Origin of the sequence: Meridianimarinicoccus zhengii, assembly GCF_003254465.1 — a bacterium.
In the GTDB taxonomy this organism is placed as follows: domain Bacteria; phylum Pseudomonadota; class Alphaproteobacteria; order Rhodobacterales; family Rhodobacteraceae; genus Meridianimarinicoccus; species Meridianimarinicoccus zhengii.
Window position 1 is genome coordinate 15,437 of the sequence record NZ_QDFI01000030.1, and the last position, 15,073, is coordinate 30,509.

Consider the following 15,073-nt stretch of genomic DNA (forward strand, 5'->3'; position numbering starts at 1 on the left):
GTCAGGCCGCGGCGCCGGGTTTCTCGACCAGCATGTCCTCGACGAGAATGGCATCGAGCCCACTGGTCATCAGCATCGCGACCGCGTCCTCGACGCTGTGGACGATCGGCTTTCCCATGATGTTGAAACTGGTGTTCAGCACCACCGGAATGCCGCACAGATCTTCGCAGGCATCCAGAAGATCTACCATCCATGACGCGGTGTCCCGTTTGACGGTCTGCAACCGCCCTGTACCGTCCGCATGCACCGTGGCCGGGACCATGTCCCGGCGGGACGCATGCCATGGCAGTGTCACGGACATGTAGGGCGACGGTTGCGCGCATTCGAACCACGCCGACGTATCCGCGAGCCGCACGACGGGTGCGAAGGGCCGGTACGCTTCCCGGCCCTTTACCTCGGCATTGAGACGATCCTTCATGCCGCTTACCTGCGGCGCCGCAAGGATGGACCGGTTGCCGAGCGCGCGGGGCCCGAATTCGGCCCGCCCGCGCATGACGCCGACGATCCGGCCCTGCACGAGGCAGTCCGCCACGGCGCGCGCGGATCCATCGCCCATGTCACGGACCGCAAGCCCGCGGGCCGAAACGCGAAGCTTGTCGAGCATTCGGATGGCCACCGTACTACCCAGATAAGGTGAGCCGTCCCCGCGCGGGACGGCATCGCAACCCTTCGTTCGCATATAGGCCAGCAGCGCGGCGCCGATGGCGTTCCCGTCATCGGCCGGGCATGGCGGAACATGCAGGGCGGGCAGGGCGAAACGGTCGCGTATCGTTCCGTTATGGGACGAATTCAGCGCACATCCCCCCGACAGGATCAGTGGAAGCCGCTCGTCCCCGTCAAGACAATCGGCGATGACCTGATCCGCAAGTGCTGCATACACGGCCTGTCCGGTTGCAGCGAGATCGGCCGCGGCCTCGACCGGGTCGGCGGGTCTGCGGACATGGGGCTGGCACCTGTCCGTCGCCCTGCGCAAGGTCTCCGGGTCGGCAAACCGCAACCGTCCGCGATCCACGGCGACCATGCCGCGCATGACCTCCGCAAGCTCCGGAATGACTTGTCCGAAGGCGGCAAGCCCCATGACTTTCCATTCCTCGCCCTTGCGCCAATCGAAGCCGCACAACCCCGTCAGCCAGCCATAGAAGGTCCCGAGACTGCCCGGGCCCCAGGACCGGAAGCGGCGCGTCAGGCGCCGCGCGCGCATGTCGAAGACGCTCAGCGCGCCGACCTCTCCCTCGCCGTCGAGCACAATGCACACGGCATCATCCACGGGGGCGAACCATGCGGCGGCGACCGCGTGGCACAGGTGATGGTCGAAGCGCATCGGGTCCGGCGGCGCGTCGGCAAGGCCCAGCCGGAGCAGGGAGCGCCCCGCGGTCGCATGGAGCTGTCCCTGCAGTCCCTGCATCCAGAGCGTGTCGCGCGCCGGGAGTAATGCATCCTGCGGCGCCTTGCCCAGTTCGGCCTTCACGCCCGCCCAGCTTGTCCCGACTGCAAGCGTATCGCGGGCCGCATCGAACCCCACCTGCGCCAGCGCGGACTCGAGATGCGGCACGTGGTCGGGTGCGATACCCCAGGCACGCTTGTCCTGCACGAACCGCTCGGTCGCCTCTGCGAAGCGCACGGCACCGTTGTCGTCGACGATTGCCAGCGCCGGATCGTGGCCCGAGGTCGAAACGCCGAGATGGAAAGCTGTCATCCGTCGGCCAGCCGCAGCACGACATCGTCCACGAAACTCCCGACGGTGTCGTGTTCGAAGATGGTGCTGGGATCGAGCTCGACCCGGAAGCGATCCTCGACCTCTCCGCACATGATGACAGCATCGATGGACTGCAGGCCAAGCCCGATCAGGTCCGATCCCGGTTCGATCCGTTCCGCTGGCAGCTTCACATGGCGCGAAATCTGGGTGCGGACGAACTCCATCACGGATGCGCGAAGGTCGGTGTCGGTCATGCCTTTTCCTTGTCTTGTTCTTGTGGGGGCCGGACGCAGGGCAGCTTCGACAGGGCAACAGTCTGCGTCATGTCCTGGTATTCGTGGGCCTGCGGTTTCAGGTGCAGATCCGGAAAGCGCGCAAACAGTGCCGGTACCGCGGTGCGGAGCATCATGCGCGACAGCCCGGAGCCGACGCAATGATGCAGGCCGTGACCGAAAGCCAGATGCCCGGCGCCAATGCCCCGGTTGATCGACAAGAGCTGAAGGCGCGCGGTATCGCCCACACGCAGGTCGAGCCCACCCAAGCGAACCGGTTGTCGCACCATCCGGTAGATGTACTTGGGCGACCCGCACAGCGATATGAGCCGCTCCATGTGCTGCGCGATCCAGTCCGGATCGGCGGCTCCGATGCGATCCTCGGGCGGCCGGGTCAGAATCCAGTGCAGGACATTGCCGAGCGTATGCGAAAGATTGAAGCTCGCCCCGTAGAGGACAAGCACCAGGGCCTTCATGTCGTCGCGCGTGAAATCCTCCAGCCTTGTGGCCATGAGCGCCCCGAGAACGGATACCGGCGCGCCGTCCTGCGGGGCCGGCGGTATCCGCATCAGCGCCAGAAGCTCGGCGAACACCTCTTGCAGGCGAAGAAGCTCGCGCATCGGCAGCCAGGGTTCCAGCACGTCCTGAAGGATCGGCGCCAACTGGTCGAAGCGGTCGGGCGCGTCGGTGTTCACGCCCAGTATGGGCCCGGTGATGCCACGAAACAGCGGATCGGCGAAATCATGGATCAGGTCGGGCCGCGCCGCGGCGGCAAGGCCGTCAAGCGCCCGCTGCACCTGCGTATCGACCAGGCCCTGCCAAACCGGCAGCCTGTTCCCGCCGAGGCAGCCGGCCACGACCTTGCGGACATCGGCATGGCGCTTGCCGCTCATGAAAAACATCGCGTTGCGGGCGATCAGGATGGCCGGCGACAGGTCCGTGCCGCTTCGCGCCGCGAGCGCGCGCAGATGCGGCTCCATGGCGGGGGGCATGAACCTGTCGTTGTCGGATACGATGGCGCGCGCGGATGGAAGATCCTTCACCTCCGCCAGCCGGGCGCTCAGTCTCCGGGACTGGCCGGTGGTGTCGCATGGCATCGTGACGGGAAACTGCACCATGGCGGTCGTCCGGAACCGCACCTTGTCCTTGTGCAGCGCCATGTTCGGAAAGCGCCGCGCAAGCGCGGGCACGGCAAGGGCCAGCAGCCGCCGCGACACCGCTTCGCCGGGGCATTTATGCGCGCCCGCGCCGAAGGACAGGCTGCGCGCCTTGCCCGCCGCGTCGGTCCGGTCGCGCAACCGCGAGTTGGTGGCGGGAACGTCGATCACCGTCGCTTGCCCCCGTGCGAAGGGACAGCCGCCGATGACCACATCCCGCGAAGCCATGCGCACCAGCGTCAGGGTCGACGGATAAAGGCTCAGGAATCGTTCGAGGTGCCGTGCCGCCCAACCCGGTGTCGCCGCGTCGTGCCAGTGCCGTGCATCCTCCATCAGCAGGCCGTGGAGCACGAAGCCAAGGGTCTGCGCGGCGGTCGATGCGGCGACGGTCAGCGCCATGGCCGTATAGCGCAACTCCACGCTCGCGGGCGCCCTGTCCCGATTGCGGTGGAGATAGCTCGACAAGCTCTCGGGTGTTGCGGGCGGGATGCCGTCTTCCGGGGGCAACCGGGCGTCGAGATACTGCACGGCGCTGTTCAGGTCCCGCAGGTCGCGCAGCGACAGCATCGGTTCGGTGATGCGCTGCACGGTCGCGATCATGCGATGCATCTGTCCCGATCCGTCGTCGCGCAGCCCCACCATGGGGCAGATCACCGACAGGAAAAGCGGTGTCACGAAATCATCGATCAGGTCGGGCCGGGGCGCGGTTGCCAGCCGGTCGAGCGCGGCGTCGATAGCCGTCTCGAACCGCGGTTCCCAGCGCGCCATCGCGCGGTCGCTGAAGAACGGCGCGATGAGCCTGCGGGTTTCCAGATGCTCGCGCGCGGGCTGCGAAATCAGGGCATTCCGCGCAAGACGGCGAAGTGCGCCGAAGTCTTCGCCGCTTGCCGCTTCCAGTCGTGCCACGTAGTCCTGAAGCGGCGCGACCTCCATGGCCGGACAACGCAGAAGCGCTTCGACCTGCGCGGGATCGCTTTCGAAGAGCGACCGGTCGTCCCAGATGTCATGCCTCATGGGGCTGCCTGGTCCGCGTCTGTTCCGCAACGTCCACGCCGACCTGTCCCGCACGATAGGCTTCGGCCATGGCTTGGCGGCGGACCTTGCCGCTGCTGGTCCGGAGCAGCCGTCCGCGTGGCAGAATTCGAAGATCCTTCAGATGGATGCCCCATTCGCCCGCGATGACCTTCGCGATGCTGCTGCGCACCGTTTCCAGCGGACCCGCGGTCGTGGCGTACCCCGACTTCAATTCGATCAGCAGAACCGCGCGTGCGCTTTCGGTCGCATCGGGCATGAAGGCCGCCGCAGCCAGGGGATTGAGCGCGTCATCCATGCTGGCGGCCAGCCATTCCAGTTCCGCAGCCGCGACCTTGCGCCCGTTCGCGATCAGCGTGTCCTTGATCCGCCCCGTCACATGCAGAAGCTCGCCGGTAATCACACCCAGATCGCCGGTGCGCAGCCATTCTCCCGCAACCGCGTCCGGCGTTTCCAGTGTCGCGTGAAAAGTCTGCCGAGTCTCCTCGGGGAGGTTCATGTAGCCATCTCCCTTCGAAGGGCCGCGCAGCCAGATTTCGCCCTCCCGGCCTTCGGGGCATGGCATGCGGGACTGCGGGTCGACGATGCGCAGGCGTGGGGCCGTAAGCGTGTTCAACCGGCAGGGTTCCACCGGGGTGCCGCCGAGCGAGGCAGCCGGTCCGGGCGCACCTGCGGCGAACAAGGTCATCTCCGCCATGCCATAGCAGCCGAATACCCCCTCCGGCGGCAATCCATGGGCCGCGAACCGCGCGCGGAAGGCCGGCAGCAATCCCGCTGGTATGGGTTCGGCACCGCAGAAAGCGCGCGTCCAGCACGAAAGGTCCAGCCCCGCGCAGTCCCCGGGCGCGATCCGGCGCAGGCACTCGGCAAAGGCGAAGGCGGGTCCCCCGCTGAAATCGGCGCGGTGATCGGAAATCGCGCGCAGCCAGTCAACCGGGCGGCGCACCATGTCGAGAGGGTTCATCTGCACCGACCTGCCGCCTGCCAGCAGCGGGTACAGGATGCCGCCCATCAGCCCCATGTCGTGATAGTGCGGCAGCCAGTTCACCATGCACGTTTCTGGCCCCATGCCCCAGCTTTCTTCCACCATGCGGCAGTTCGCAAGGATGCTGGCACCGGAAATCCGCACGCCTTTCGGCAGGCGCGTGGAGCCGGAGGTATACTGGACCACGACCGGGTGCGGACCCTCTGCGCACGGTCCGATCCGTTGCGGACGCTGCTGCATGTGCGTGCCATACTCGGCGGCGTCGATGGCCACCACCGGGCAGGAGGGGCCATGCGTTGCGTTCCTCAAGCCCTCGCGGATCGACGGCAGCTGCGCCCCGGTGCACAGCACCGCATCGGCGCCGCAATCGGTGACGATATGGGCAAGCCTGCTGGCAACCGATCCAAGGCGCGGCAGCGCGGCCGGCACCATCGTGTGCCCGCCGAGAATTCCCGCCAGCAGGGCCGCGAGGAACCACTCGCCCGGCGGCAGCGCCAGCACGAGGCGTAGCGGACCGGCGCCGAACTGGCTATCCCAACGGACCCGGAGCGCATCGGCGCGCTGTTGCAGGTCGTGGCCGGTCAGCACCAGCGGCGGCGACGCGCGGCGCAGCACGGTGATCTGCGGCACGCCCCTGCGTTCGGCGAGCCGCATCTCGATCGCGCGCGCAAGAGGATCCGCGCTCATGATGCCACGGCGCTCATGCGGGGCAGGTCCGCCTTTCGGGGCTGCCGGGCATAGCTGTTGAGATACAAACCAAGCGCCTGCATCAGGTCCCCGCGCAGGGTCGGGCGCGTCGCCGCAAGATCGCGGACACAGTCGATCACCCGCCTCGCGGCCGGGTCGCGTGCCATGACGGAAAACAGTTCCATGAACGGGTGCGACCGTGCCGCGGGGTCGCGCCGGTCCGGCTGTGTCAGGTGCTCTGGCATGTCACCCAGAAGCTGCGCATAGCGTTCGAACCGCCCGATTGCGTTGCCGGGGTCGAGAAGCGCATGCCGCAGCCATTCCGCGCCTTCGCCAAGTTGTTCGCGGCTCATCTGCGCCGGCTGGATGTTCGTCAGCGAACTGCCGCTCGTGACCGGAACCAGCGAGGGTTCCTCGACGATCCGCCCCGCAGCGCGCATCTGATCGTAAAGCGGCGTTGCGATCGGCGCGACGAGAACCGAAAGCCGATAGACGACGATCGGCAAGGCCATCGCAAAGTCGAACTGGCGCTCGAAACAGGACAGGTCGTCGCTGTCGAAGCCGATCATGAGACCCGCCTGCAACGAGACACCCGCGCGAACGACCTTTTCGCATTGCTCCACAAGGTCGATGCGCATGTTCTGCCGCTTGCGGCTCTCCTTCAGCGCCTCGATATTGCTCGTTTCCAGCCCGACGAAACCGAAGCGCAGCCCGGCGCGATTGCAGGCAGCCAGCAGTTCCGGGTGCCGCGCGACGTCGATCGACATCTGCGTCATGAAGCTGACCGGATCGCGGCCGTCCGCCCCGTTCCATGCTGCAAGTGCCTCAAGCAGGACGAGTGTCCGCTGGCGATAGACGGTGAAGTTGTCGTCCGACAGGTTGATCTGGCGGTACCCGAGATCGTAGAGCGCCTGAACCTCGTGGATGACAAGTTCCGGCGGTTTGTGGCGCTGCACACGGCCGAGATACTGGATGACGTCGCAGAAATTGCAATCGAACGGGCAACCGCGGCTTGTCTGGACAACACCGGCAAGGGCCAGCTCGTTCGGATAGAGATCCCAACGCGGCATGCGCGCGTTGCCCAGATCCGCCTTTCCGCCCTGATAGCGCCGTTTCAACGTTCCGTCTGCGATATCCGCCACGACATCGTCGGCGATCTGTTCGAATTCACCGAGAACCAGACAGTCCGCAACTCCCTCGAAGATGTCCGGTGCGAGCGACACATGCGCGCCGCCAAGGATCACGGTGCGGCCCATCGCGCGAAACCTGCGCGCGATGATGGCTGCCCCGGCTGCCTGCGCGATATTGACGCTGATCGCGATGACCTCGGCCGGGTCGTCGTAGTCGACCGGTTCGACGATCTCGTCGCACAGGCGCAATTCGAAGTCATCGGGAAAGAAAGCCGCGACCGTGGCGATACCGGCCGCGGCATTCATGGCGTAAGGACGCGAAAATCCGACGGCGCAATCGTCGTTCAGGACATTTCGGCCAAAGTCTGGGGCAGGAGCTATGAGATAGACGCGCATGTTTCGTAAGCGGTGCGGCGCAGAGCCGCGTTCATGTTCCATGCAGGTCCGAACGACCTGCCCCTTGTTGGGAGACGGCCAGTTCGTGTCGTTGGCCTTTCCCGTTTTCGCGTTCGGACGCACGGCCACAGACCCGCTTACCGTGTATCATCAACTCTGCTGTGCGGACCATCGCCGACGTAGTCAATCCTTCACTCCGCGATTTGCACAACTTTTGACAATATGGTCCCGGTTGAATCACGTTTCGCAAACCGACGTCCGAACGGGTGCTGGCAAGACCGCTGTCGACGAAAAAACGCGGTGTCCGTGTCTTGGCATTATACGAGGCGCCCGGGTTGCAGCCGGTTCGCCCGGACGTCGGACCGGTTACGCGTCTGATGTGCGGCCTGGCCGGAAATCTTGCCCATCGCGTTGAACAGGATTCAAGGCGGGGGGCAGCCGTCGGAAAATTGCCGCGCGCATTGCGCCATCGTGCCTCGGCGTCCCGTGCGTGGGGGCTTGGTGCTCGGATTGGCCGGGATCGGATTCCCGTTACCAGCGCGGGTCACCGATCTTTTTGATCGGTATACAACGAGCACACTTTCTACGTTGAAAAAAGTAATATTATATGCCTTTATTGACGAGGCTCAGGCCGATTCAGGGAGGAAACCATGAAGAAATACATGCTTGGCGCAGCTTTCGCTGCGCTTGCGACGGGTGCGACCGCGCAGACGATCGGCTTTTCGCAGATCGGCTCCGAGTCCGGCTGGCGCGCGGCGGAAACGACCGTGACCCGCCAGGAAGCCGAGGCGCGGGGCATCGACCTGCGATTCTCGGATGCGCAGCAACGGCAGGAAAACCAGATCGCCGCGATCCGGTCCTTCGTCGCCCAGGGCGTCGATGCGATCCTGCTCGCGCCCGTCGTCGCGACCGGCTGGGACAGTGTTCTGGAAGAAGCCAAGGAGGCCGATATCCCGGTTGTCCTGCTCGACCGCCGGGTCGACAGTTCCGACGATCTTTATCTGACTGCTGTCGGTTCCGACCTCGTTCACGAGGGCGCGGTGGCTGGTCAGTGGTTGGTGGACAACAAGCCCGAGGGCGAATGCCGCGTCGTGGAACTGCAGGGCACCACGGGATCGTCGCCCGCCATCGACCGTGCGACCGGCTTCCGCAACGCGATCGAGGGCAATGACGAGATCGAGATCGTGCGCAGCCAGACCGGCGACTTCACCCGCTCCGGCGGGAAGGAAGTCATGGAAAGCTTCCTGCAGGCCGAAGGCGGCGGCGGGAACATCTGCGCGCTCTACGCCCATAACGACGACATGGCGCTTGGCGCTATCCAGGCGATCAAGGAAGCCGGGATCGATCCGGGCGACGACATACTGATCGTGTCCATCGACGCGGTGCCGGACATCTTCCGCGCCATGGCCGACGGCGACGCCAATGCCACCGTTGAGCTGACGCCGAACATGGCCGGCCCGGCCTTCGACGCTCTGGACGCCTATTGGCAGGACGGCACCGTTCCGCCGAAATTCATTCAGACGGAATCGGCGCTCTATACTCAGGACGACGATCCGATGGCGCAGTACGAGAACCGCAAGGACCTCGGCTACTGACGCAAACGCGGTTGAAGATCGGTCGGGGCCCGTTCGCGGGGCCCTGGCGCGGCGGTCCTGCGGGCACGTCGCGCCGATCCGCGCGGGAGGGCGCAAGATGCTTCTGACCATCCGCGAGCTGACAAAGACCTTTCCGGGCACGGTTGCGCTGGAAAACGTTCAGTTCGACCTGAAGGCCGGCGAGGTTCACGCGCTGCTGGGTGAGAACGGCGCTGGCAAATCCACGCTCATCAAATGCCTGACGGGCGTGCATGCCCGCGACAAGGGCGAAATCCGCCTGGACGGCGCGCCCATCTCGCCGGATTCGACGCTTGCGGCGCAGGCGCTGGGGATCGGCACGGTTTACCAGGAAGTGAACCTGCTACCGAACCTCACGGTGGCCGAGAACCTTACCTTCGGACGCCAGCCCACGCGCTGGGGCATGGTGTCCGGCCGCCGGATGCGTGCCGAGGCGCAGGAGATGCTGGCGGGCTACGGGCTCGATCATGTCAATGTCGGTGCCGAGTTGGGCAGCTATCCGGTGGCCGTGCAGCAGATCGTGGCCATAGCCCGGGCCGTGGCACTGTCGGGCAAGGTCCTGATCCTCGACGAGCCGACCGCGAGTCTCGATGCGCGCGAGACCGAAACGCTGTTCGAGGTGGTTCGCAACCTGCGGGCGCGCGGGCTGGGCATCATTTTCATTTCCCATTTTCTCGACCAGGTGTTCGATGTGACGGACCGGCTGACGGTGCTGCGCAATGGGCGCCATATCGTGACGGCAGAGACAGCGGTGATGAACCGGGTCGACCTGATCCATCACATGCTGGGGCACGACCTGGCCGAGGTTGAAGGACGACGACAATCGAGAGAGCCGGGCGCAGAACGGCTGCACTTCTCCGGGTTCGGTCGGCGGGGCAAGGTCGAACCCTTCGACCTGACGATCCGCGAGGGCGAGGTCACCGGGCTTGCCGGGCTGCTCGGATCGGGGCGGACGGAAACGGCGGACGTGCTGTTCGGGCGGACGCCCGCCGATCGCGGCGCGGCGCGGGACGCCAGCGGGCCGGTCGATCTGAAATCGCCGCGCGCCGCCATCGCCCAGGGCTTTGGCTATGCGCCCGAAGACCGCAAGACGGACGGGATCGTCGCGGAACTTTCGATCCGCGAGAACATCGCACTGGCGCTTCAGGCTCGGCGCGGCTGGTCCAGGCCCATTCCGCGCCACGAACAGAAGGCGCTGGCGAACATGTACATCAAGCGTCTCGACATCCGGACATCGGACGCCGAGAAGGCGGTGGGCGACTTGTCCGGCGGCAATCAGCAGAAGGTCGTGCTGGCCCGCTGGCTGGCGATGAACCCGCGGTTCCTTATCCTGGACGAGCCGACGCGGGGCATCGATGTCGGCGCCCATGCAGAGATACTCCGACTGATCGGCGAGTTAACCGACCAGGGCATGTCGATCCTGATGATCTCGTCGGAACTGGACGAACTCATCGCCGCGTCCGACCGGGTCATCGTGGTGCGCGACCGGCGCCACGTGTCCGAACTGGTCGGCGCGGATATCGAAACCGGAACGATCATCAACGCGATCGCCGCCCACGAAGCTGAAGGAGCCACGGCATGAGCCCGGGCCTGCGCCGTCTTGCGCCGCAACTGCTGACGCTGGCCGCCGTGATCGCTCTGGTCTCGGTGTTCTTTCCCGGCTTTCTTGCCGTGGAGCTGTCGGACGGCCGGTTTGTCGGCAGCGCCGTGGACGTTCTGAAACGCGGCGCCCCCGTGGCGGTGCTGGCCGTCGGCATGACGCTTGTGATCGCCACGCGCGGCATCGACCTGAGCGTCGGGGCGGTGATGGCCATCTGCGGCGCAGCCTCAGCCTGGGCCATCTCCAACGATTACGGGCTTGCGGCGGCGCTGGCCGTGGGGCTTGGCGCCGGGCTTCTGTGCGGGCTTTGGAATGGCGTACTGGTCGCGCTTTTCGGCATACAACCCATCGTCGCCACGCTGATCCTGATGGTGGCGGGGCGGGGCATCGCGCAGATGATCACCGAGGGGCGCATCCTGACCTTCAGCCATGACGGGCTTGCGTTCTTCGGCACGGGCGATGTGCTGGGCATCCCGACGCCGATCCTGATCTGGGTCGGCACCGGGCTCGCGTTCGGGCTGCTGGTACGCCGCACCGCGCTTGGGCTTCTGATCGAGGCGATCGGCATCAACCGGCCCGCAAGCGCGCTGGCGGGCGTGAACGCGCATGTCCTGCTGATCGCCGTCTATGTCGCCTCCGGACTGTGCGCGGCCATCGCGGGGATCATCGTCGCTGCCGATATCCGCGGCGCGGACGCGAACAATGCCGGGCTCTGGCTCGAGCTTGACGCGATCCTTGCGGTCGTGATCGGCGGCACATCGCTGCTGGGCGGGCGGTTTTCCATCGCCGCGTCGCTGCTTGGCGCCTTCATCATCCAGACCATCGACACCGGCATCCTGCTTGCCGGATTCCCGTCCGAATTCAATCTCGTGATCAAGGCCGGGCTGGTCGTCATTATTCTCGTGCTGCAATCACCGCGGCTGAAACCGCAACTGTCGTTCCTGTTCCGGCGCGATCGCGGGGCGGATGCGGCCACCCGAGCCGAAGAGGCCGCAGAATGAACGCGCGTGTCCTGCCGCTCTATGCGACCATCGCGATCTTCCTGGTCGCCTACCTGATCTGCTACCTGCAGTTTCCGGCGATGCTGTCGACGCGGGTGATCGCCAACCTTTTGACCGACAACGCCTATCTCGGAATCGTCGCGGTCGGCATGACCGTCGTGATCATATCGGGCGGGATCGACCTGTCCGTGGGGTCGGTTATCGCCTTCTCTGGCGTCTTCATCGCGGTGTTGCTGCGCGATACCGGGCTGCACCCGCTGATCGTCTTTGCGCTGCTCCTGTCGGTGACCACGGCGTTCGGGGCTGCCATGGGCGGTCTGATCCACGGGCTTGCGATGCCGCCGTTCATCGTCACGCTGGCGGGCATGTTCCTTGCGCGCGGGGCGGCCTACATGCTGACCATCGACAGCGTGCCGATTACCCATCCTTTCTACGACATGCTTCAGGACGCGTATTACCGGATGCCCGGTGGGGGGCGGCTCAGACTCATCGGGGTGCTGATGCTGCTGACGGTCGGTGCGGGCATGATCCTTGCCCATCGCACCCGTTTCGGCACCGCCGTCTTCGCGCTTGGCGGCGGTTCGCAGACCGCCCGGCTGATGGGAGCGGACGTGGGACGGACGACCGTGCTGATCTACGCCTTTTCGGGCTTCATGGCCGGGCTGTCGGGCATCGTCTTCTCGATCTACACCGGGTCGGGTTATCCGCTTGCGACCGTGGGGACCGAATTGATCGCGATCGCCACCGTGGTCATCGGCGGGACGATCCTGACAGGAGGTTCCGGCTACGTGTTCGGCACCCTGATCGGCGTGCTCACGATGGGCCTGATCCAGACTTACATCGTCTTCGACGGTACGCTTTCGAGCTGGTGGACCAAGATCGTCATCGGATTGCTTTTGCTTCTCTTCATTTTGCTTCAAAAGGGGCTCTTGATCCTGGGTCAGAGACAACGCAGAAGCACGGCCTGACATGAAACAGCTTTTCGACCAGATCGATCCCGGCCTCCGCCCGAGCGGCGGGAACCACGCGCGTGTGGTCGAGGGTCTGGGTCGGGCCATCGTGGCGGGCGAACAGCCGCCCGGCGCACTTCTGCCGCGTGACGACGAACTTGTCGAGATCTTCGGGGTTTCCCGCACGGTTCTGCGCGAGGCGATGAAAACGCTGGCCGCGAAAGGCATGGTGGTTGCCAAGGCCCGTGTCGGAACACGGGTGCGGCCAAGCAACGAATGGAACATGTTCGACGCGCAGGTCCTGCAATGGCATCTGGACGGCGAACCGAGCGACAGCTTCTTCCGGCAGCTTTTCGAGATGCGGTTGGCGTTCGAACCCTTTGCCGCCGGGCTTGCCGCCGAAAAAGCGAGCGCCGAGGATATCGACCGGTTGTCGCGTTGCGTCGAGGCGATGCGTGCGGCACAGGATCCCGCCGCGTTCTCCGTCGCCGACATGGACTTCCACAGGGCCGTCTTCGATGCGGCCGGCAACGCGTTCTTCCACTCCGTCGTGTCGCTTGTCGGGGCGGCATTGCTGTCGTTGCTGCGGCGGTCGTCGCCCGAGCCGCATCCGGAACAGCAAAGTGCGATCTGCGATGGGCATCAGCGGATCGCGGATGCGATCGCCGCGCACGATCCGGCAGCCGCGAGAGACGCCATGGTCGCCGTCATCGAGGTCGGATGGGCCCGGATTTTCGGCGATGGAAGCGGCCCGGGGTCAATGTCGCGCTGACAGCGCAGGCCATGCACGCGTGGCGGTGGACACGCAGGAACGGGTTTCCCATGGTATTGGCCGCTCCCGGTATGTGTCCGGGGCTGGACCTGCGCCGATTGCCCCTCTGGCTGTGCCCCGAAAGGAAAACGCCGCCGGTCTGCACCGGCGGCGTTCCACGCAGCGTGGAAAGGGCGGATGCCGCAGCAGCCGTCCCGACCCGAAGGGAAGATCACTTCACCTTGACGATCTGTCCGCTGGCGAGCTTGGCGTTGTACTTTTCCAGTTCCCGCTTGACGATGGGCATCAGGAAATAGAGCCCCGTGATGTTCACGACCGCCATGGCGAAGATCGCGGCGTCCGAGAAATCGATCACCGGGCCGAGGCTCATTGCCGCGCCGATCACCACGAAGACGCAGAACAGCACCTTGAAGGTCAACTCGCTTGCGCTGCCTTCCCCGAAGAGGAAGGTCCACGCCTTCAGCCCGTAATAGGACCACGAAATCATGGTCGAGAAGGCGAACATCACGACTGCGATGGCCAGAACATAAGGGAACCACGAAATCGACGATCCGAACGCCGCCGAGGTCAGTTCAACCCCGGTTATGCCGCCTTCGGTGGCGATGCGGCCCAGTTCGGCATCCCAGATGTAAAGGCCAGTCTCCGGATCGCTGCCCAGAACGCCCGTGATGATGATGACGAGCGCGGTCATGGTGCAGATCACGACGGTGTCGATGAACGGCTCCAGCAGCGACACGTAGCCTTCGGTGACCGGCTCCTTGGTGCGCACGGCCGAGTGGGCGATGGCTGCCGAACCCACGCCCGCCTCGTTCGAGAACGCGGCCCGGCGGAACCCCTGGATCAGCGCGCCGACAAGCCCGCCCGCGACCCCAAGCCCGGTGAAGGCGCCCGCGAAGATCTGCCCGAAGGCCCAGCCGATCATGTCGTAATTCGCGGCGAGGATGATAAGGCCTGCACCGACATAGATGACCGCCATCAGCGGTACGAGCCGCTCGGTCACCTGCGCGATGGACTTGATCCCGCCCACGATCACCATGAACACGATGCCCGCCATCACGATGCCGGTGATCCAGCCGTTCCCGTCAAGAAAGCTGTTCGTCCCGCCGGTGATGTTCACAAGCTGCGCATGGGCCTGGTTGGCCTGGAACATGTTCCCGCCCCCGAGCGCGCCGAGGATACAGAAGATCGCGAACAGCACGGCGAGCACCCGTCCCAGCGTGGCGTAGCCGCGTTCCTTCATGCCTTTGGCCAGATAATACATCGGGCCGCCCGACACCGTGCCGTCGGGGTATTCGTTGCGGTATTTCACGCCCAGCGTGCATTCGGTGAACTTGGATGCCATGCCCAGCAGACCCGCGAGGATCATCCAGAACGTGGCCCCCGGCCCGCCGATGGACACGGCCACCGCCACGCCCGCGATGTTGCCAAGCCCCACGGTCCCCGACAGCGCTGTCGCCAGCGCCTGGAAATGGCTGACTTCGCCCTCGTCCTCGGGGTTGGAGTAGTCGCCTTTCACCAGTCCGATGGCGTGGCCGAAGCCCTTGAGCTGGATGAAGCCGAAATAGAAAGTGAAAACGGTGGCGCCGACGACCAGCCAGCCCACGATCCAGGGAAAGGTGGTGCCGGGAAACGGGGCGAAGATGAAGCTGACGAACGGCCCGGTCGCCGTGCCGATCACCGTGTTGATGGTCTCGTCGATTCCCTGCGCCGCGGCTTGCAGGGGGGCGGCCATCGCGGCCATCGCGGCAAAAATCATGCGGTTCATGTGGAAATTCCTCTTGC

11 protein-coding genes are annotated in these 15,073 nt (G+C 65.4%); 5 read left to right on the top strand and 6 right to left on the bottom strand.

Annotation, left to right across the window (positions count from 1 at the left end):
* Position 1 precedes the first annotated feature (1 nt).
* The 5 genes from DDE13_RS11175 to DDE13_RS11195 are packed head-to-tail and all read right to left on the bottom strand — an operon-like array spanning position 2 to position 7,265.
* On the bottom strand, positions 2–1,696 hold the full coding sequence (locus tag DDE13_RS11175; RefSeq protein WP_111404169.1) for a carbamoyltransferase family protein: 1,695 nt from the start codon (positions 1,694–1,696) through the stop codon (positions 2–4).
* The gene (locus DDE13_RS11180; protein WP_111404170.1) at positions 1,693–1,950 is read right to left on the bottom strand and encodes an acyl carrier protein; all 258 of its coding nucleotides are present in this window, start codon (positions 1,948–1,950) and stop codon (positions 1,693–1,695) included. Before DDE13_RS11180 ends, DDE13_RS11175 begins: the two co-directional genes overlap by 4 nt.
* Complete coding sequence (locus DDE13_RS11185; protein WP_111404171.1) at positions 1,947–4,139, bottom strand: cytochrome P450; 2,193 nt, start codon at positions 4,137–4,139, stop codon at positions 1,947–1,949. The genes DDE13_RS11180 and DDE13_RS11185 overlap by 4 nt, the downstream gene beginning before the upstream one ends.
* The gene (locus tag DDE13_RS11190; RefSeq protein ID WP_111404172.1) at positions 4,129–5,829 is read right to left on the bottom strand and encodes an AMP-binding protein; all 1,701 of its coding nucleotides are present in this window, start codon (positions 5,827–5,829) and stop codon (positions 4,129–4,131) included. The genes DDE13_RS11185 and DDE13_RS11190 overlap by 11 nt, the downstream gene beginning before the upstream one ends.
* Positions 5,826–7,265: a B12-binding domain-containing radical SAM protein gene (locus DDE13_RS11195; protein ID WP_162630958.1), complete on the bottom strand. Its 1,440-nt coding sequence runs from the start codon at positions 7,263–7,265 to the stop codon at positions 5,826–5,828. Before DDE13_RS11195 ends, DDE13_RS11190 begins: the two co-directional genes overlap by 4 nt.
* 740 nt (positions 7,266–8,005) lie before the next feature.
* Here DDE13_RS11195 and ytfQ point away from each other — a divergent pair.
* The 5 genes from ytfQ (at position 8,006) to DDE13_RS11220 (ending at position 13,291) form a co-directional block, all read left to right on the top strand.
* On the top strand, positions 8,006–8,950 hold the full coding sequence (gene ytfQ, locus DDE13_RS11200) for a galactofuranose ABC transporter, galactofuranose-binding protein YtfQ (protein ID WP_111404174.1): 945 nt from the start codon (positions 8,006–8,008) through the stop codon (positions 8,948–8,950).
* A 97-nt stretch (positions 8,951–9,047) separates the two neighbouring features.
* The gene (locus DDE13_RS11205; protein ID WP_111404175.1) at positions 9,048–10,550 is read left to right on the top strand and encodes a sugar ABC transporter ATP-binding protein; all 1,503 of its coding nucleotides are present in this window, start codon (positions 9,048–9,050) and stop codon (positions 10,548–10,550) included.
* Positions 10,547–11,569, top strand: a complete 1,023-nt coding sequence (locus DDE13_RS11210) for an ABC transporter permease (RefSeq protein WP_111404176.1) — start codon at positions 10,547–10,549, stop codon at positions 11,567–11,569. Before DDE13_RS11205 ends, DDE13_RS11210 begins: the two co-directional genes overlap by 4 nt.
* Positions 11,566–12,537, top strand: coding sequence for a galactofuranose ABC transporter, permease protein YjfF (yjfF, locus tag DDE13_RS11215; protein ID WP_111404177.1), 972 nt, complete (start codon positions 11,566–11,568; stop codon positions 12,535–12,537). Before DDE13_RS11210 ends, yjfF begins: the two co-directional genes overlap by 4 nt.
* A gap of 1 nt (position 12,538) precedes the next feature.
* Entirely contained in the window at positions 12,539–13,291 is a 753-nt protein-coding gene (locus DDE13_RS11220; protein WP_111404178.1) for a FadR/GntR family transcriptional regulator, read from the top strand.
* 211 nt (positions 13,292–13,502) lie between these two features.
* Here DDE13_RS11220 and DDE13_RS11225 read toward each other — a convergent pair whose 3' ends face one another.
* Positions 13,503–15,056, bottom strand: a complete 1,554-nt coding sequence (locus tag DDE13_RS11225) for an alanine/glycine:cation symporter family protein (protein WP_111404179.1) — start codon at positions 15,054–15,056, stop codon at positions 13,503–13,505.
* Positions 15,057–15,073: the final 17 nt, after the last annotated feature.